The following is a 19,339-nucleotide window of genomic DNA, read 5'->3' as shown; positions in this document are numbered from 1 at the left end:
AGGCTTCATGAATCAATGATTCATAAAGCCTATAAAGAATACTCGTACTCGAAGCGGGACTTGAACCCGCACAGCCGCAATGGCCAAAGGATTTTAAGTCCTTCTTGCCGGTGACTTCGCCGGTCGAATACGATTGTAATATATCTCTAATAATCAACACATTACAATAAAAGCTTTATAAATCTCTCCTACACTAACTATACTCCGGTTTACATATTGGTTTACATCAACTATGTAGAACAAGATTAGTTATCCAATAAATTAATAATCTCCTTTGTAGGATTTACCCACGCTGCAAAGGTAGTGAATTATACTTATAATGCAACTATTCAACCTTTCATAGATAGGGGTATTATATAAATATATTCTGCAATAAAAGGTAGTATTGATTATGGCTATATAAGAAACATTCAACTTTCAAATAGAATACAACTAGATTATTGACCAGACAGCTTCTTATTTTAAACCTAGTGATTGCCTTGTAGATTTCGAATATTCTGTTTCCTTTACAAGCCAACATATCAAATATCCAATATCATCAACCTTTGCATAAGCTGCAATATGGGTCTTCGAGTTTATTATTTCATTCCAATATTCTAAAATAAATAGTGAGTATAATGCCATGTATTGGAATTTAAATTCAAGAGAATTATCTAGAAGAAGTACTGCTGTTGAAACAATCCTAAAGGGGTATGGCACAGCATTTCGTACTTCATAACCCTTTAATAATTCTTTAGTACTCTCAAACTCCCTAACTTGGGTACGTAAAGCATAATATCGTTCTTCACATAGTCCAACTTCTTTGATAAAATACAATTTACAGCGTCTCAACATTTCGCCTAAAGTAGTAAAGGGGAACGGGAAGATTCCACTAGGTCTTATATTAACTTTCATCGTAGCCCCTCTAGACAACAAATAATCAACAATGTTGTCATGACGATAATTATAGGCAATTTGTATAGGAGACATATTGGCTAACTCTCCCGTACTATATTTCCAAATATACATCTTCTCATCATCTGTTCTCTTCTCTCTTGGTTTAATGTACAAATCATCAGAAGGTTCTTTCACTCTAATCCTTGTCTTGTTAAAATATACGTCTCTATCTGATAGGTTTCTCTCCACACAGAAATTAATATCTGCACCATTATCGAGTAATATTTTAACAGATTCTAAATTACCTATTTTAACAGCCTCTATCAATGGAGTTGTGCTTTCATAACACCTTCTATCGCTATTGTACCTCCTTAAACTAGAATTGGGGTCAGCACCTTTATCTAATAAGAATTGTAACACATCATACAGTCGATTCTCTATAGTAAAGAGCAAACTCTTCGCATTATTTATAAATGACCTATCTACTTCAAACATTATAGCCCAATCCCTATTGGGTTCATCAGCTCTTGCAATCTTAGCCCAATCCCTATTCATACAGTCTTGTAAGAAGCTATCATATTCCCTCTGCCATTGTGCCACTACTTCTTCCCTTCGCATATTACATTATTTAGTCGGTTTATTTATCAATTATAGCATTAAGTTAATGGAAACCATAACTTGAAATGCTAAGCACAAATATACAACTTCTTTATTATTATAGAATATTTACGTGTAAGAATTTATAACGATTATCCTAGATAGATAACCACACTAATACGAAAGATTTACAAGAATAATAAAACAGGTCATTCTATCTATTAAGATTATCAATATTGTATTTGGTAAAATTGCACACATTAAATACTCATACTTTATAATTAATAAAACCCAGCCTAGCGAAAGCTAAGTTGGGCTTATTTTATTATATAATCGCAGAACTAATAATATAAAAGTTTCTCCTTATAAGTCGGGCAGTCCCCCCCCTTCCCGTAATCTATTGACATTCCAGTCAATTCATTCAATTTGTCTTGTGTTACTATTTTACTCATTATTATATTTAGATTTGATGTTAATCATACAAGACTAATACATCATGTTAAGATTAATTATCTACTTGCTATATTAATAATAATCTGTATATTTGTGATATGTTTAACCATTAAATTTATAAGATTATGCCATTAGTAACAATTCCACTCCGATTATTTGGTAAATCACTTAAAGAGTATAACTTCTCTGTATTTACATTACCTGCTACTTTTAAACCGGTAGAGGAGTTTGGTATGCTTTATGTTTACTTCTATAAGGATGAAACTACTACTAGATTAATTTATTGTGGTAAAGATACCAATATTCCTCAAAGGCTAGAAGACCACGAACGTGATGACAGAGATATTATAGAAGCATCAAATTACATAGGCGTTATATACTATGCTGATTATGAGCAACTCAAAGCTGATGAAGTTGATATATTAGAAGGCAACAACTTCGAGAAGAACATTCAGCATAATTGTTGAATTATTTCCATTGGGACAGAATGGATAGGATGCCAGTTCACCCCTCCTTCTGTTCTCATAAAGACATAATTATCTTCTTTATTGTACACCATTATAGTACTGTTGTTACTTTTAAATAGTGCTGTAACTTTTACTTGCCCGTCTTCTTTAGTCATTACTCCACATTCTAAAACGGGATGTTCCTGCACTTTAGTCCATTTATTATCCATATTAATCCATTTAATTATTATCAGTTATATATCTATATGTAAAGTTATTGATTATTAGCCAATTAAACTAATGCAAGAATGTTAAGTATTGTTACTTGGTGGTATATAATCATCTGGTACATCATGCGGTTCACGTGGGTCTGGGGCCATCCATATCTTATCTACACTCCACATCTTCTTACAAGCTTCTTCTTCAGTCATCTCTCCTGCTTCAACCTTAGCATAAAGGTCGTTAAGCAATTCGTTATACTCACTATTACTCATTTCTATCATAACTCATTCCTCCTATTAATGTAGTTCCTATTAATGGATATACAAAATACTTACCTGTCAATGCGTTCCATACTCTCTTAGGATGTTTCATATTTAAGTACTTAGTTATAAATGCATGTTCATTACCAGATTCAGAGAACTCCTTAAGCATTTGCTCTAAAGCTTGTCTGCCTGGATATTCTTGTCCTGGTTGCAATCCCAATCTCTTACCTAGTTCCATTGTATTAGCGGCTGTTTCTCCCTCTATAAGCAAGTAATTATATGTCTCTAAATCAGGAGCTTCATTCTCTGGAACTAATAACTTCTTGGTTTTAAAGTTGTAGAAATCCCTAGTATTAGTCTTACGTTTAACATGCTCAAACAAATTACCTCCCATTGGCATCCTGTCCTTATCAGCCATTCCATAATATCCTCTATGTAGAGTTTCATGGTATGCAGTTGGATGTAAGTTATAATGCTTATTATACTGTAGTATATCTTTAGAAGGGTCTGCATCAAATGCTACCCTACCAGCAAACTCCCCATTTGGATAAGTAATCGTTTCATAATCTGGCGTTACTTTAACTCTAGCCCTATCTGCGCCATTTGGGTATGGTGTAAAATGTTCATATCCTAATCTCTTCGCTAGTTCCTTGTTATATAATTCAGTCTCCTTCTTTACGTCTGATTCCAAGAAATCTATAGCTTCCTTAGTTCCCTTATCTACATCACTATGTATCTTATCCATATTCCAACTTCTATCTGGATTAAGATTAACCTCTAAATTCTTAGCGGGATATTTATTAGATGCTTTAACAACCTTCTTACCAACTCGTTTAAGTGCCTTTAATGGCTTCTCAATAAAGTTAGGAAGTAATAGTAATCCTGCACCCAAGGCGGCTTGACCATAATTACCAGACCTAGCATCTTGGTATATATCTTTAGCTGATTCTATATCACCTAATGGAGTAGTTGCAGATAGTATCTCTTTACCCATATTACCAACAGTTCTCCTTCCTCTATCTACAGCTCCTGCTAGATTAATATTCCTAGGAGTAACTGTTACTTCTGGTAAAGTTACATTATTCATACCATTCTCATTAGTAACTGGCAATACCATATTACCTCTCTTATCATAACCTCCCATATATTTAATAGGTTGTGCAGGTTCTTGGTATTTAATAATACCACCTGCTTTGAAACTATTATACACACCTCTTAATGAATTGGCATACTCCTTAGCTTCTGCATATCTTCTCTTACCTTTATTAGAACCAGTAAGCTTAGCTACAAACTTATTAATATCATCATTCTCATCAAAGTCATATAGTCTCTTTAAGAATTGTATCTTATCTGCTGCATACTCATCCATAGAATTATAAGACCTAAACTTCTGCTTAATAGCTTCACCTTTAGCATTTTTATCATTACCAGTTACATAATCACCTTTCCATGAACTACCAGTAGTTAAATTGCCAAAGTTGTACTTACCTTGCGCAGACTTACCCCAACTAGATTCTAATGCGTCTTGTGCTAATAGCATTCTAATTGCATTATCATTAGTAATACCTGCCTTCTTATAGGCATTAATAAGTTCTGTAGCCCATTGCTTTCTGTTAGTATATGGACTCTTCCAAGTTGAGTTGGCAGTAACAGGTTTATCGGTAACAGATTTACTAGCTACTGACTTATTAATTACTGGCTCTACTGTAGGATTATTAGCTACTACATCAGTTTCATTAGTATCTCTTACTGGAACTACTAATGCTTCTGGTTTATCGTAAGTTGTGTTGTAATTATACTCACTAAATGGATTAATAGGATTAGTAATATCAGTGTAATCTATTGTAGGATTACTTACTGGATTATAACTAACAAATCTCATTCCTTGTTGAGCTTTCTTGATTCGCTTCTTATAGGTTGGGCGACTTGATTTGATGAACTTCTTGCGCATGTCTCGTTTGCCATTTATAAATATTCAACCTTTCCGGCATAGGGGTATTATATATAGATATATGACTAAGAAAGGTTGAATATTATATTAACAGCATGAGTATGATTCAACAAGGAAATAGTAATCCAACTATCTTCTTAAATACATCACCTGCCATTAGTTCACCACTTGCAGGTAATCCAGCCTTATTAATGGAAACTATGATACTATACTTAGGATTATCAGTAGGGAAGTAACCACAGAACTCTACCGCATACATATCCTTAGTACTATCCTCATTAGTAGATAATGAACTAGTTCCCTGCATACCTGCAACTAGTACCTTATCAGACTTGGCATGTTGACCTAATCCGTCAGTAATATTAAATACTAGAGCTTTCTTTAAACTATCAATACTAGCCCTACTTGCTATTTGAGGATTAATAACTACTACACTATCCTTATATAGTTGAGGCTGTATCATCTTCCCATTATTGGCGATAGCATTATAGAAAGTTAGTATTTGGATTGGCGATACATGTTGGTTATAACCAATACTAGACCATACAAAGGCTGTCTTAGTCCAATTGTTATCTTTAGGAGTTACAAAGTGTGCAGGCTTTAGATTGGCTATTCCTGTGATACTATCCGGTTTACCATAGCTCATATTAGCTAATAAATCAAAATACGATTGGGGATTATTAGCAAATGCTTTCTCCATAGTCTTATAAATAGCAATATTGGAACTAGCTGCCAATCCTTCTTGTACTGTAAGCTCACCATATCCACCTCTATGCCAATTATGGTCTTTAAGCTCTCTGCCATGAACTTGGTAGATACCATTTCCAGTATCAACTTTATCACTCAACTTCACCTTACCAGTTTCTAAAGCTGCCAATAGTGATATTGGGTGCATCAGACCAGTAGACTGCCATACAGAGAAGTTCTCACATGGTTGGTAGTTCGTACTATCTTTCCTAGTAAGTCCAACTAAAGCCTTAATTTGCCCTGTCTGAACTTCCATAACTATAACCTGCCCAGATTGGGCATTTATCTCTGATAACTTGCTTCCCAATATGGCAGTAGCATTAGTTTGTAATGTACTGTCTATGGTGGAAACAGTTCCTGTAGCTTGCTGCTTGGATTGACAGGAGACTAATCCTATCATTATCGTTGAAATTAATAATCTACCCTTCATTATATTATGCGTTTTACTTATATTGGTTACTTCTTATCAAACTTACCCATATCTCTCATCTTCTTAATTATACGTTCTTTAAAATAAGAGGGCAGAGGTCCTAATGTAACTATCCATATAAAGAATCCCACACAAATACCTACACATATTATAGCAATATGTTCCAACGAGGTATGTCGGGATTCATCACCTGCTAATGAGAAGTAAATGATAATTATAGGAAATCCCAATAGCCCAATAAATGATAATAATTGGAGAATTTGATAAATAATACTATTATCAAGTTCCTTTTGGATTAAAGTATCTTCTTGGAATTGCTTATCTATGGAAGTACCCTTTATCTTATCAACATAAATGGTTTTAGAGACTTCACTATTCTGGTTATAGCACTGGAGAGTGACAGTAAGATATTCCCCTTTTATCCTCTTCACTATTATCGATTTACCTCCAGTATAACCAACATTGTCATATAGTTTCTTACTATATCCATTATCTATGATAATATTGGCTAGACAAGGGATAGCTGAATACCATGAAAGAGTTATAGTATCTCCTTCGTTGATTTCATTCTTTGAGCATGTAATCTCAATATCACTAAGTTCTAATGACTGCTCTGATAAATCTTCTTCATTATTATAAATAAATTCGTCAGATTCTGTATAATGTGTACGTAAATAGTCGTATGCTTCCTGTACCTCTTGAAATCTCTCTTTAAAGAAGTTATCCCCATTATGCTTGTCTGGATGAAACTTCACTACATATTCCCTGTATGCAGCTTTAATTTCATCCAAAGTTGCACCTTCTTCCAATCCTAATATTTGATAGTAGTTCTTCATCTTCTTCTAATTGAAACCTAATATTTACTATTTATAATAGGTTATTACAAAGTCCATAATAATTAAATAATCCAGTAATGAATATGATGAAGAGCAAAGTGAAGATAGTTAATATAATTCCATTCCTCTTACCATTCACCTGTAATACTTTATTGTATTTCACTCCAAGCCAGAATGTCAATAAATAAAATACTGCATGAATTAACCAAAATGCTATCATAATATTCTTGATTGATTTAATTGTAAAACTTATGTCCGCATTGAGGACATTTATAATCATAACAAGGACACCCACCTGTGTATTTAAGCCCTGTAGGTTTAGGGTGTACAGTTGGATAACCACATTTAGGACACTTCTTAGTGAAGTGTTTGTTCCTTCTCTTCTGTGCTAGAACTGCCAAAGTGATAATAAAGGCTAGTCCTATAATTGCATAGAACATATCTTCCATATAATAACTCCGTTTATTATTTACCCAAATAGAGCTCTAAACAACCAGAATAATATCATTATACCGATTCCGAAGATAAATATTTGAATTAGTACATATCCACATCCCATACCTCCTGTTACAGCACCTGCAAATGCACCTTCACTCTTCTCTCCGTCTTTAGAAGTCAAAGCTCCCCAAATAGCACCAATGATAATTGCTATAATAATGACCCAAATCCACATAAGCTATTCTCTTATAAAGGCTAAAGAGGCCATTATATCCCCAACAATACACAAGATAGTATTTAAAATCGCAGCTCCTTCTGATATAGGAAGCACATATACACATAATATATAGCCCACAACAGGGAACGCTCCCGCAAATACCATTCCACCAACAGGGCTATTATCATCCAATATTATATGACAAAGAATTATATATCCAACAGCTACACAAGCATATACAAGAATTTCTTTATTATAGATTTCTTCTAGAGTTGTGCTATCTACTATCTCCCATATAGAGAAGTAGATATCTTTAGCAATCCACCCTATTCCGAAGTAAACGATTAAAGGTATAATTATAGCTAAAATGTATTTGAATATAAGTCCAATATCTGCTTTCATGATAAATTTAATTATTAATTCGTTTATAAACAAGCATAACTATCTGATTGTTAACAGTCGCTCCTATAGTTATTCTACTCAACACCCCTTTAACTTTATTGGCAACTACTATTACTCCATTCTTACCACGTCCCTCATACTTTAAACTATCCTTAGAAACTAATACAATGGTTTCATTCTGATAAGTAACAGTAGCTTTGGTAGAACTGATTAGAGTAGCCGTAATATTAGGCGCATTAACGGTAGTAACCTTCTCATTATTAATTACCGCATAGTCAAACTTGTAGTTGTCAGCAAGTATGTTAATGCTAAACATACCTAGTAGACATATTAATAATATTCTTCTTAATTCCATGATAATAAATCATTTATTCTTATATCTCCAACGTTCGATAATTGCATATAATACAAATCCAATTACCAATATCACTGCGAATATTTCAGCACCATATCCAGAAGAAGAATCTGCATAGTCAGACATCCTACCTCTACTTAATAAAGTCATTAATAGATACATAAGCTTAAATTCTAATAGTTCTGTATGTTAGTTGGCTATTCAACCTATCATAGTGAAGGGTATATAATCTAAATAATCCTTATTAAAAGGTTGAATATAACTCTGTGGATTCATTCTACTATCTGATAATAGAACTGAATAGGTAAATAAGTAGTATGTCTGCTTCTTATAGATATTGATTTATACTCCCCAATTCTCCCCAAGGAAGTTGTTAATCATAGTATTTAAAGTACTAGAGAACCGATAGCATATAATTGACTGCTATAATACTTTATCTTGTCACAAATATAATAATTACTTAGTTTATTTACCCAAAGATTTTAAGATAAAAATACCTAATCTTTGGATTTAGTAAGGATTTTAACAGTCTACATACTGTTTGAGAGGTAGGGACTAGTTGTAAATATGCCTGTTCCATAGTCTATCATTTGTTGTATCTAGTTCCCAATAGATACAATTCTACATACAAATAGGTGCGGGAACTGCCAATGTATATGTCTCCAAGCATCGCCAAACGCTCCAATCACAAATACACAACAGTAACCCGCACCAGACGATATATGAACTATCATTAGATAGGCATATAGCACTAGTGCGGTGTTGTGCACGTTCCTGTGATTGTATAAATTTTGGCGAATTTAGAGACAAGAACTATGCAAAACACCTTTCGTTAATATGTCCTCCTATTTCTAGGATTGGCACAAAGATAATGAAAGGTATTTTATTCTGCAATTAAATGTATCTGTTAAAATGAGAGTTGAGAGCTATTTCTACTCTGAATATCCATAAATTGAGACAGAACTATTCAGAGCATAAATAAGTAAACTCCGATTCATTCTGTCTCAAATCTCAATTATCAGAAGCTAAGACAATCATAGGTATTAAGTAATTCCTCTTGCCTTAATCCCAAGTATCTCTTAGTAATTGATACACTGGAATGATTGAATAGCTCCATGAGCTTAACAAGTGCAAGCTCTGAATTATCACTGTTCATATTATAGACCTGTCTGCCAAAGGTCTTTCTAAGAGAATGACAACTGAAATTACCTATATGTAACTTGTACTTCTTCTTAATCTCTTTCAGCATGACATTGATTCTCTGAACTGTGTACACTGTCCCCTTCTGACTTATCAATACAGGAGCATTTATGCCAACTGGATTTATATGCTCATAACAATCTCTGATATGTTGCTGTAGCTGCATATTAATCCTAATTGTCCTTTGCTTCCCTGTCTTAATCTCTATAATGGTAAATTCTTCTGCATCTAATATCTGATTCCACCTCAAAGCAAGAATATCAGAAATTCTTAGACCTGTGAAGCAACCCAAAGCGATAAGAAGTGACATCTTATAGTTACTATCCCTTGCCAACTTTCTTACTAGGTTCATTGCTTCGCTCCATTGCAGATAATCTGCTGTTGTACTTGAATATTTAAGTGACATAATGTTCTGTTTTATAGTGAAACTAATAAAAGTGAATATTAATTTTGAGTTGGAATATCTAACTTGCTGATTACTAGCTAAACATTCACTAATAACAGAAGTGAATGTTATACTACTGGCTATAGCTAATAAAGAGTACCTATATATAGTATATAGATACCCTTATTAGTACTTCATGTACTACTTCATCGTAATAATCTTGTATATAGTCCAAATAATCATCAAGAAGAATACAATAGGTGAGATTGCACACGCAATAAAGAAAACTATAATCCAGAATGTAACGATTAATAATGCTTGTAACATAATCTTTGATTAAATTGATAACATAAAAGAATGTGTTCAAACCACCTTTGCAGATTAATTTGAACACATTCCCAATTTGAACACAAACAAGTTAAAGCGTACCTTCATCGCTAAAGCTATAATAGCTTTCACTTGTCATAATGATATGGTCTAGTACATTAATTCTCATTAGCTTGGCAGCTTCCTTAATACATCTCGTTAACTCAATATCCAGTGTGCTTGGCTTTAAATTCCCGCTTGGGTGATTGTGTGCCAAGATTAAAGATACAGAATTAGTTAGCAGGGCAGCCTGCAATATCATTCTGACATCTACGCTTGTCTCTGTTATCCCACCTTCGGATATTTGTGTATATCCCAAGACCTGGTTGGCTTGATTCAAGAATAATACTTTAAAGTACTCCTTGTAATCTATAGTCCCTTCTTTGAAGGTAGGCAGCAGAATCTGGAAAGCGTCAGCAGCACTGTAAACCTTGCTTCTGTTTCTGGTAGTTGGCTTATATGTAAGCTCTACTTCTCCAACTTTATAATCTAAATTCATAACGTCAATTATTAATGTGATTGTCTTGTTAATAACTGCTATCCTTTGAACAAGGCATATATTAGCAATAAGATATAGCCCGCTATTAATAAAGGAAAGGATAACATTGCCACAATCATTGTAGCAATGACAACTAACAGATAGAATAAACTTCTCATAAAATCCTGTTAATTTGAAATTCCCCTATCTGAAAGCTAAGCAAGCCACAATCAGTATTAATAATCCAATAAAGAATTGCGGCATTAGAATTAACGGCACAATTAGTATTGTACCAATCGTACATAACATCTTTAAATCTTCCATACATATTGTTTTAGATTAGTAATCAGTGAATAAAGCAGTAAATAGACGGCTTGACATGAAGAACTTCCTTTATCACCTGTCTTTGTGTCTGTCAATACAGAATCATATATTAATAATAGATGAGGCTGATATTCCAGAGATTCAGAAAGCTTGTGAGTTGGAAAGCGATTCACGCTAAACTATTTACTTCTCCAATAATGGGTGAGGGGGTGTAGAGTAGTTACACCGTTATAGAGTGCATAATATATACCTTATGCTCACTGCCTGACTAATAATTTTACTTTATCAAAGCATAAAGTTTAAATAGAAACACGACCTAAATCTAAAGGGGCGGGGGTATGATTTTAGATACTACCAAATTTGAGTTGGGGTATATAATATAAATAAATCTCATTAAAAGGTAGTACACTTATATATCTATATATTGTCAGATTCAAATAGATTGGTTACATTTGCATAAACTCATAATTATATGAATTATGGAATACATTAATGAATTTCACAAGCAATGGATAGAGCGTACCCGCCAATCAATAATCTCTTGGAGCAAGCAGCCTGTATCACCGGAAGAAGTAAGGAAGCAACAGGAGAAATTGAACCAACAGAGGGCTATAAGGGAAGGCAAATTAAAGAACTGATAGTATTTGCCAACGCCAACAACTTATGGATTGACTTGTCACACCTCAACATTACCTACATGGATAAGGGCGGTGAGAATGAAGTATTCCATGACGGTAAATCGTCTGTTATCAAGCTGAACAACTTTGAGTATGCAGGGGATGATTTGGAGAACTTCTTCATTCGCATTAACGCACACAATAAGTTCTTTAGTAATGTACCCTATCAGATGATTGGCTTCTCTTATAACAGCCGCCAAGAGTTCAGTGCAGTTCTCACACAACCTTACATATTGGCAGAACGGGAAGCAACAGAAGATGAAATTGTTGAATACATGGAAGCGCTTGGCTTTGAAATGGATTACATAGACGAGTTCCATAACGACCAATATGAAGTGTTTGATGCCGTTCCCAACAATGTGCTGTACGGTATTGACAAGGACTTGTATTTTATTGACACTCAAATCAGACTAAAGATGTAATTTGGATATATGTGTAGAGAGCCCCAACCTTATAATATGAATCTCATTAAAAGGTAGTGGTAGTATTCTTATCAAATGCTATCTCTGTCATTATTAATTCGACTTCATAAGCATATAAAGACTATATATTACAGTCAGAGGTCAAATTATACCCTCTCTTAATATAATTAATAACAGGTATAAAATGACCTCTTTACTTACTTATTAAAGCTAAGAATTATATTAGGTAGTAAATCTCCTGTAATGGGATGCCATTCTTTCTTTTGTTTGGCTTCATCATTGCTTATTAGTAATTCATTAGGAGTAAGTTCCAACCTGTCGGGAAACAGTTTTAACAATCCTGCTTGGAATAATTCAATATTATACTTGAATACTGTATTCTTACTTATTCCCAACTTATTAGCTATTCCTATGTTAGTAAGAGGAATAGTATTATTCTCTGCAATTAATAATAGCTTGATATAGTACCCTTTCACTTTCACACTTAGCTTAACTTGGGTAAACTTATGGGATAATGTGATAAAGCCTTTGTAATCCATGGCAGGTATCTTATACAGACTTCTCATTGTAAATTCATATACAGGGTGGTTGATTGGGCTGGGGTATTTCTTTCTTGTCAATATCGTGTCCATACTCTTATTGAAATTCTTTAATACACCTTTCTTCTCACCTGTAATCTTGGCTATATCTTCAATCCGTAGTCTTACATTATAATAGCTGTTTCTATATAGGGACAGACAGAAGAATCTATACAGGTCAGGCTCATTTAAGGCATTAATCATTGACTTATTAATGGTAGCATTATGAGTTCTTATGTTTGTCCTGTTTATTAGATGTTGTTTGGCAATATTCATTAGTAGCTGATTGAACATTATCGGTAAATAACAAATCTCTCTTCTCCCGTTCCAACTTGTAATAGTAGGCTGTACCAAAGTAAATCTTGGCTTCCTTCCTGTTGGCAAACTGCTTTCCTGTAGGTAAATGGATTATCATAATTAATCGGTTAGTCTTTGTAATGGGATATATACAGTATAATATCTTCCGTTCCTGTGTACCCTGCGTTTCATGTAGCCATTAAATTGCGCCCACATTCCGATTTGAAGTTTATTGTCCCGTACATTATTCTTCAAGGCTTTAATTCTGATTTCATGATAGGTAAGTTCTTTCATAGTAATTAATAAGATTAGAATAGGTTAGTAGTAATGAATCTCGGTAGGTTGCAGATAATCTGAATGTTATGTCATTTGAGGTACTGCAAAGGTAATAAATGTCAATGGCATTGCCTAACCATTATACCACAATCGGGAATGACAGACTACAGGATAAAACAAATCCCGATAATCCAAGTTAGTGATAACCGGACTATCAGGATTATAGCATATTCAACCTTTTATGAGGTGGGGCATATAAATTGAACATTCTTCCCTAAAAGGTTGAATGGCTATATTACACTTTCTCTCTTACAAGCAACAGGGCTTTATCCTTCTTAATCCACACTTCTTTAGTTTCAAAGTATGAATTGATACTTTGGGCTGTTATCTTATTAGGCGGAGTAACTCCCAATAACTCGAATATACGAATCAGTTCTTCTTTAATATAGGTTAGTCTGTACTTCATTCCTACCTTGAATGAGGTCTTTATCAGTTGGATAGTCTCCGTTCCTTTGGCTCCCAACAGGTATTGTGCAACTATCATCCGCTTCTTGATTTCAGGATAGGAGTAATCCAGTTCTTCAATCACTTCCTTACCTACCAGTTCGTATGCTTCAACTATGAATGAATCCGTTCTTCTCAAATCAGCTTTAAATTCACGTTCCTGTTCTGTAAGGTCATTATTGCCTAGATATTCCAGTAACTTGACAATCTGCGTTCTCCTATCCTTTGTGCTAAGCGTCTTCAATCCCCGTTTGAATCGTAGGTCTTCATCTGTAAGGGCGGGACGGTCGGACAATGTAAATACGGAAGGCGTTAATATATCATTATGCTGTTCATAAGCCCGTTGAAGTGACTTCGCATCCCGATAATATCCAGTTACCAGTGCATCATTTATATAGTTGTCAACAGCAAACCAGTTCTTGTTACCATCGATGTCCAACATCTGATTGAATGGCAAACTGTCCATTGCAGCTTTATATGCTACCCTTGCCCCTTTACTGGCTGCCGCATCATAAAATGTTTTGAGTGTATTATATACTTCCTCGCTTGTCCTGACAAACTCATCTAGTTCTTCCTCGGTTCTCTGTGGCAGTTCGTACTTGGTATTGGTAACGTGGGTGACAGCTGTTATTCCATTCCTGAATCTGCCTATAATCTGGACTACATCGGAATATGGGTCAAGCATCGTCTGTTCTGCAAAGTACACATCAGTAACCAGTATGACATAAGGCTTGAAGTCCAGTTCAATATCCACCGCATTAAAGAAGCGACTGGTAAAGAAGTTGTATTGGCTCATTCTCTCTATATCCCAGTTCTCATAACATCGGTTGAAGTTATTCTGCTTTAACTTGTCTATGCTCTTGGGGGCGCAGAATACGGAAGACTTGTCAAACAGTTTAAGTTGGGATATTATAGAGTAGATAATATCTACAGAATTTATGAATATGAAGAAAGGTCTGTCTTTGTCTTGTCCTGTTATGAATGGCATCCAACCAAATTCCTCCCAAACTTCCCTTAATATGTTGGTTGAAGGCTTTATATCAATCTCCTTAGCGTAATCGTATGTAGGTTCAATCTTAATGATACTGAAACCGTTCTCTTCAAAACGTGGGTCACTGAATTTAAGCGGAGTTGCAGATACCAGCGCCTTCCCCTTGAACTTGAAGAAGTCATTCATAGGCAGGACAATATCACTTCTATAATCCACGTCCTTTATAGTCTTGTGAGCTTCATCAATAAGTAGGAAACAGGTATTATATATCTTGCCGTTAAATATCAGAAACGCATCTTTAACCTTCGTGAAGCTTTCGGGTGTAGTGAGTATCTTATAATATTTCCCCCTGCTTGCTCCTAGATATTTGATAATCCTGTCAGTAGTGACACCCTCATAGACACCCAGCAAATTGTCATTCTTATGTTTGTCGGAATTACATTTACCGATTATTACAGGAACGTTCGGTTCTATGATAATGGAATGTCTTTGAGCCTTAATCTCGCTATAAGTCGCACCGATACCTGTCAGGGTCTTATAAAGAATGACATTGGACGGTATTTCTTCCAATACATCTGACAGATGTTTGTCCGGTGAATCAATCTCGATATATGTGGTTTCCATTTATTAAAGTAAAATAAAGTCACGTGCCTTTAGATATTCCAACAGCTCGTCTGTCTTCTTTAATTTAAATATCACCTTCCCGTTATCAAATGCCGATATGGCTCTTACAAATCCGCTTCCGTCTCTAGGCAGAGGACTGAACTGTACTGTCATTTTGCTTTCAATGAAGTTCTTCAACATACATAACTGGAAGTCTTCCTCTTCTTCTATCTCTCCCTGTATTCCGAACGGTTTCGCATCTATGTCCTCAACCTCACCATTGACAAGATAGTTCATAAGCCAGTAAACGTTATCTTCCTTAAAGATAACATATTTAAATGCGCTGACAGTTTTTGATTCAATCCATGCGCATGAGTAATTGGTTATGTCCTCATTGAAGAAGCCTATTGTAAGCTTCTCACCTCTAAGCATAAGTTTCTTTATTTGATTATGCGCATCAGAATTGCCGTAATTGGATAGTTTATGTTTCATGTGTAATGTTGTATAATTAAATGCTTCAAATATATAAATAAAATCCCACCTGCAATAATTACAAGTGGGATTAATTGAAAGTACTATAACAAGTTCTTCATTGCATCATTTAATTGCCTGTTCTCAAAGCTATCCAAATAAATTTGTGTCACCCTTTCCGAACTATGCCCCAACGATTCGCTGATAACAGAAGTAGATACTCCGGAACGTTTCAAAACTGTCGCATAGGAATGGCGGGCGACATAACTGGAAATCTTTAATTCAATACCCAACTCCTTTCCAATATCAGCCAAATATCCATTAACGTTATCCAACACATCATATATCCGGTTTCTTATTTGCCGTGGTGTCCGCTCACGATTATCCAGTACTGGAAATACATATTTACGCTGTGAGGAACGATAGCGGTTCACTATCTCAACAGCCTTCTCTTGTAACGGTAACATTATTAACTTCTTCGTCTTCTGACGAATATACACCAAACGTTCACCGTCAAAGTTCTTATCTGTAAGAAAAGCCATGTCCGTGAAGTTAATGCCACCCATTAAATAAGAGAACGTAAACATATCAACCGCCAATCTCTTATAGAAACGTGCCCTTGACACATCATATTCAATAACCTGCTTCACCTGTTCTTTTGTTATAGCACGTTTAGCTGTCTCCTTATGTAATTTAGAGACTTTGTATTTTTTAAACGGATAACAATCCACCTTCACTATACCTTCAGCCAAAGCCAAGTTATAAACAGCCCGCAATGTCCTAAAACGTATGCCAATGGTATTATCCGCCAAATTACAGCGTCTCAGCCAAGATTCATACGCTTTTAACCAATTTACATCAATTTCGGAGAAGTAAATGTCTAAATGCCCTCTATACTTCAACAGAGAGTTACATACCTGTTGTACAGAAAGCGCATACCCTAACCTACCCTCGTCTTTAAGTTGAGCTATATACTCATTAAACAGTTCACCGACCGTTCTAGCCTTCTGTACAGGCACAACTGCTTCAATCAAAGATGCAGATGAATACTCCCGATTCTCCGCAGAGAACTCAAGCACACATTCAGCATACTTCTGTTCATGCTCATTAATAACCTTTATTAACTGTTCCCTATTGGGACAATTACGCTTAGGACTATTCTTCTTAAAATCCCAATATTTAGGATTTACAGAGATTCCAAGACCGACATACTTCCGTTTGCCGTCTTTGCACACACAAATCATTAATGGATGCTCACCATTACTAAGAGTTTTAGACCTGTAACACAACACATTAACCGTTGCTTTCATACACATTTCCGGTTTACATCTTGGTTTACATAAGTCGCATAAATCAACCTTAAAACGGGCTAAAATCAGGATTTGAGACAGAATGAATCAGTGATAAACGGATAAATAAAAAGCTCCGTAAATCAAAGATTTACAGAGCTTTTAATCAGGAATACTCGTACTCGAAGCGGGACTTGAACCCGCACAGCCGCAATGGCCAAAGGATTTTAAGTCCTTCGTGTCTACCATTCCACCATTCGAGCATCCTTTCAAAGAAAGAGCGGAAAACGAGACTCGAACTCGCGACCCTAACCTTGGCAAGGTTATGCTCTACCAACTGAGCTATTTCCGCGTTTTTTCAACGGGTGCAAAGATAAGTAGTTTACTTGTTTCTGCCAAATCTTTTCGGAGGAAAGTTTAAAAAACTATCCTCCGAAAGTCTATTTTATCTTCCAAGCAGTGCTTTCTCCGCTTTCTCCATTCCACAAAAGTTGAATCCATCAATCACTTGCTGCATCAATGCGGAGATTTCTGCATTACAGAGGTTGCCGATACTACCTTCATGAGTATGGTGTACTTCTTTAGTATGCGAGAATTTACCTGCTTCAATATCCAAACCAACCTTCTTATATGCATCACGGAAAGGCATACCTTCACGTGCCAAACGATTTACCTCTTCCACGCTAAAAATAAGGAGGTATTTGTCATCATCAAGAATATGTTCATTTACCTTTATTTCATTCATGATATAGGTTGTCATCTGCAAACAGTCTTTCAGTTCCTGAAAAGCAGGAAGGAAAACTTCTTTGATAATCTGCAAATCACGGAAATAGCCAGAAGGCAAATTATTCGCAATCATCATGATCTGTTGGGGAAGCGATTGCAGTTTATTACATTTAGCACGTGTCAGTTCAAAGACATCGGGATTCTTCTTATGAGGCATAATGCTAGACCCCGTGGTACAGTCATCAGGCAACTTAACGAAACCGAAGTTTTGACTGTTAAACATACAGGCGTCAAAAGCTAATTTGGAAATCGTCCCGGCAATCGTAGCCAATGCAAAAGCAACATTGCGTTCCATCTTTCCACGCCCCATTTGAGCATATACAACATTGTAATTCATTGAATCAAAACCTAATAAGTCAGTCGTCATGGTACGGTTCAAAGGAAAAGACGAACCATATCCGGCTGCTGAACCTAATGGATTACGATTGCACATTTTAAATGCTGCCTGCAAAAACAGCATATCGTCCATAAGACTCTCGGCGTAGGCACCAAACCACAAGCCAAAAGAAGAAGGCATTGCAATCTGCAGGTGTGTATATCCCGGCATCAAAACGTTTTTATACCGTTCGCTCTGACGGATCAAGACATGAAATAGTTGTTCTACCGCTTCGGCAACCTCTTTTATTTGCGTACGGGTAAAAAGTTTCAAGTCCAACAGAACCTGATCATTTCTGGAACGACCACTATGTATTTTCTTTCCGATATCTCCCAAACGACGGGTCAACATCAATTCTACCTGTGAATGTACATCTTCCACCCCGTCTTCTATCACAAATTCGCCTTTTTCGGCCGAGGCATAAATACTCTTCAATTCCACCAGCAACTGGTCCAGTTCTTCTTTTGTCAACAACCCAATGCTTTCAAGCATCGTAATATGAGCCATAGAACCAAGCACATCATGCTTGGCCAAATAAAGATCCATCTCACGATCACGACCTACCGTGAAACGTTCGATATCCTTATTTACCTGTACGGACTTCTCCCAAAGTTTCTGTGCCATAAAAAAAAGTTTAATATCCAATAACTGCCAGCATATCAACCATCTTCTCCAAACCTTCCTGGAGAGGTTTCTGTACCATTGCTTTCATAAATGGATTAAGATCCATTCCGATAGTTACCTTCACTTTGCACTCTTCTTCTGCAGTTTCAACCAATTGAATCCACATATTAAAAGGAAGAGGAGAGTTAGTTGTTGCCAACTTTATACATTTACAAGGATCACGCTCTACAATTTGCAAAGTCAACTTTCCGATAGGAGAGACACTAAAACTCAACGTGTCCGAATCAAAACTCAAATCCTGCACCTTATCTTTTGGCAAACGGTCTTTGACTGCTTCCAGATTACTTAAATCTGAAAGTTTATTATATACGCGCTCCTGGCTGTAAGGTATTACCTTGACACTACTCTCAAAATTACTCATAATTTTCTATTAGTATAAAACAAAAAAAGAACAATCCG

General features: G+C 35.5%; 21 protein-coding genes and 3 tRNA genes. 3 read left to right on the top strand and 21 right to left on the bottom strand.

All coding sequences use genetic code 11. The features are described 5' to 3' along the window. Positions 1 to 43: 43 nt before the first annotated feature. Together HMPREF9010_RS26165 and HMPREF9010_RS09975 are read right to left on the bottom strand one after the other, a co-directional pair. A tRNA-OTHER gene (locus tag HMPREF9010_RS26165) sits at positions 44 to 131 on the bottom strand. Positions 132 to 456: 325 nt separating this feature from the next. Further along, positions 457 to 1,494, bottom strand: a complete 1,038-nt coding sequence (locus HMPREF9010_RS09975) for an ankyrin repeat domain-containing protein (protein WP_005679044.1) — start codon at positions 1,492 to 1,494, stop codon at positions 457 to 459. A 557-nt stretch (positions 1,495 to 2,051) separates the two neighbouring features. On the opposite strand from HMPREF9010_RS09975, the gene HMPREF9010_RS09980 reads away from it, so the two are divergent. Next, positions 2,052 to 2,393, top strand: coding sequence for a hypothetical protein (locus tag HMPREF9010_RS09980; protein WP_008649628.1), 342 nt, complete (start codon positions 2,052 to 2,054; stop codon positions 2,391 to 2,393). Here HMPREF9010_RS09980 and HMPREF9010_RS09985 read toward each other — a convergent pair. The 10 genes from HMPREF9010_RS09985 to HMPREF9010_RS10030 all read right to left on the bottom strand — a co-directional run bounded on the left by HMPREF9010_RS09985 (position 2,378) and on the right by HMPREF9010_RS10030 (position 10,683). Then, positions 2,378 to 2,602, bottom strand: a complete 225-nt coding sequence (locus tag HMPREF9010_RS09985; protein ID WP_008649627.1) for a hypothetical protein — start codon at positions 2,600 to 2,602, stop codon at positions 2,378 to 2,380. The two genes, HMPREF9010_RS09980 and HMPREF9010_RS09985, sit on opposite strands and share 16 nt — an antisense overlap. Positions 2,603 to 2,683: 81 nt before the next feature. Then, positions 2,684 to 2,875: a hypothetical protein gene (locus HMPREF9010_RS09990; RefSeq protein WP_008649626.1), complete on the bottom strand. Its 192-nt coding sequence runs from the start codon at positions 2,873 to 2,875 to the stop codon at positions 2,684 to 2,686. After that, positions 2,859 to 4,808 (bottom strand): glucosaminidase domain-containing protein, encoded by a 1,950-nt coding sequence (locus tag HMPREF9010_RS09995; protein WP_008649625.1) that lies wholly within the window; start codon positions 4,806 to 4,808, stop codon positions 2,859 to 2,861. The genes HMPREF9010_RS09990 and HMPREF9010_RS09995 overlap by 17 nt, the downstream gene beginning before the upstream one ends. Before the next feature lie 106 nt (positions 4,809 to 4,914). Beyond that, positions 4,915 to 5,985, bottom strand: coding sequence for a penicillin-binding transpeptidase domain-containing protein (locus tag HMPREF9010_RS10000; RefSeq protein WP_032852745.1), 1,071 nt, complete (start codon positions 5,983 to 5,985; stop codon positions 4,915 to 4,917). A 26-nt stretch (positions 5,986 to 6,011) separates the two neighbouring features. After that, positions 6,012 to 6,821 (bottom strand): J domain-containing protein, encoded by an 810-nt coding sequence (locus HMPREF9010_RS10005; protein WP_008649623.1) that lies wholly within the window; start codon positions 6,819 to 6,821, stop codon positions 6,012 to 6,014. A gap of 469 nt (positions 6,822 to 7,290) precedes the next feature. After that, positions 7,291 to 7,494 carry a hypothetical protein gene (locus HMPREF9010_RS10010; protein ID WP_008649622.1) on the bottom strand — a complete coding sequence of 68 codons (204 nt, stop codon included), beginning with the start codon at positions 7,492 to 7,494 and terminating at the stop codon, positions 7,291 to 7,293. 3 nt (positions 7,495 to 7,497) lie between these two features. Next, a complete protein-coding gene (locus HMPREF9010_RS10015; RefSeq protein ID WP_008649620.1) occupies positions 7,498 to 7,878 on the bottom strand; it encodes a hypothetical protein in 381 nt (126 codons plus the stop codon). A 7-nt stretch (positions 7,879 to 7,885) separates the two neighbouring features. After that, complete coding sequence (locus tag HMPREF9010_RS10020) at positions 7,886 to 8,233, bottom strand: hypothetical protein (RefSeq protein WP_008649619.1); 348 nt, start codon at positions 8,231 to 8,233, stop codon at positions 7,886 to 7,888. Between the two features lie 1,018 nt (positions 8,234 to 9,251). Then, positions 9,252 to 9,839, bottom strand: a complete 588-nt coding sequence (locus tag HMPREF9010_RS10025; protein ID WP_005679026.1) for a tyrosine-type recombinase/integrase — start codon at positions 9,837 to 9,839, stop codon at positions 9,252 to 9,254. Between the two features lie 397 nt (positions 9,840 to 10,236). Then, the gene (locus HMPREF9010_RS10030; protein ID WP_008649616.1) at positions 10,237 to 10,683 is read right to left on the bottom strand and encodes a JAB domain-containing protein; all 447 of its coding nucleotides are present in this window, start codon (positions 10,681 to 10,683) and stop codon (positions 10,237 to 10,239) included. A gap of 358 nt (positions 10,684 to 11,041) precedes the next feature. Between HMPREF9010_RS10030 and HMPREF9010_RS26715 the strand changes: the two genes are divergently transcribed. Continuing rightward, positions 11,042 to 11,164: a hypothetical protein gene (locus HMPREF9010_RS26715; RefSeq protein WP_255342293.1), complete on the top strand. Its 123-nt coding sequence runs from the start codon at positions 11,042 to 11,044 to the stop codon at positions 11,162 to 11,164. Between the two features lie 330 nt (positions 11,165 to 11,494). Further along, positions 11,495 to 12,085, top strand: a complete 591-nt coding sequence (locus HMPREF9010_RS10035) for a hypothetical protein (RefSeq protein WP_008649615.1) — start codon at positions 11,495 to 11,497, stop codon at positions 12,083 to 12,085. 197 nt (positions 12,086 to 12,282) lie between these two features. Here HMPREF9010_RS10035 and HMPREF9010_RS10040 read toward each other — a convergent pair whose 3' ends face one another. The 9 genes from HMPREF9010_RS10040 to HMPREF9010_RS10075 form a co-directional block, all read right to left on the bottom strand. Then, a complete protein-coding gene (locus HMPREF9010_RS10040; RefSeq protein ID WP_008649613.1) occupies positions 12,283 to 12,957 on the bottom strand; it encodes a hypothetical protein in 675 nt (224 codons plus the stop codon). Next, complete coding sequence (locus tag HMPREF9010_RS25500) at positions 12,887 to 13,078, bottom strand: hypothetical protein (protein WP_008649611.1); 192 nt, start codon at positions 13,076 to 13,078, stop codon at positions 12,887 to 12,889. The genes HMPREF9010_RS10040 and HMPREF9010_RS25500 overlap by 71 nt, the downstream gene beginning before the upstream one ends. Before the next feature lie 453 nt (positions 13,079 to 13,531). Beyond that, a complete protein-coding gene (locus HMPREF9010_RS10045) occupies positions 13,532 to 15,355 on the bottom strand; it encodes a DEAD/DEAH box helicase family protein (RefSeq protein ID WP_008649609.1) in 1,824 nt (607 codons plus the stop codon). 3 nt (positions 15,356 to 15,358) lie between these two features. After that, positions 15,359 to 15,826: a hypothetical protein gene (locus HMPREF9010_RS10050; protein WP_005679019.1), complete on the bottom strand. Its 468-nt coding sequence runs from the start codon at positions 15,824 to 15,826 to the stop codon at positions 15,359 to 15,361. Between the two features lie 83 nt (positions 15,827 to 15,909). Next, the gene (locus tag HMPREF9010_RS10055; RefSeq protein ID WP_005679018.1) at positions 15,910 to 17,115 is read right to left on the bottom strand and encodes a site-specific integrase; all 1,206 of its coding nucleotides are present in this window, start codon (positions 17,113 to 17,115) and stop codon (positions 15,910 to 15,912) included. 158 nt (positions 17,116 to 17,273) lie between these two features. Further along, positions 17,274 to 17,357: transfer RNA gene (locus tag HMPREF9010_RS10060), tRNA-Leu, on the bottom strand. A gap of 16 nt (positions 17,358 to 17,373) precedes the next feature. Then, a tRNA-Gly gene (locus tag HMPREF9010_RS10065) sits at positions 17,374 to 17,446 on the bottom strand. Between the two features lie 93 nt (positions 17,447 to 17,539). Then, on the bottom strand, positions 17,540 to 18,880 hold the full coding sequence (argH, locus tag HMPREF9010_RS10070) for an argininosuccinate lyase (RefSeq protein ID WP_004305025.1): 1,341 nt from the start codon (positions 18,878 to 18,880) through the stop codon (positions 17,540 to 17,542). Positions 18,881 to 18,890: 10 nt separating this feature from the next. Then, positions 18,891 to 19,301 carry an SRPBCC family protein gene (locus HMPREF9010_RS10075; protein WP_004299788.1) on the bottom strand — a complete coding sequence of 137 codons (411 nt, stop codon included), beginning with the start codon at positions 19,299 to 19,301 and terminating at the stop codon, positions 18,891 to 18,893. Positions 19,302 to 19,339 lie beyond the last annotated feature (38 nt).

Source organism: Bacteroides sp. 3_1_23, assembly GCF_000162555.1.
Taxonomy (GTDB): domain Bacteria; phylum Bacteroidota; class Bacteroidia; order Bacteroidales; family Bacteroidaceae; genus Bacteroides; species Bacteroides ovatus.
Note: the sequence above shows the minus strand (reverse complement) of the source record. Positions and strands in the feature narration are given on the sequence as shown.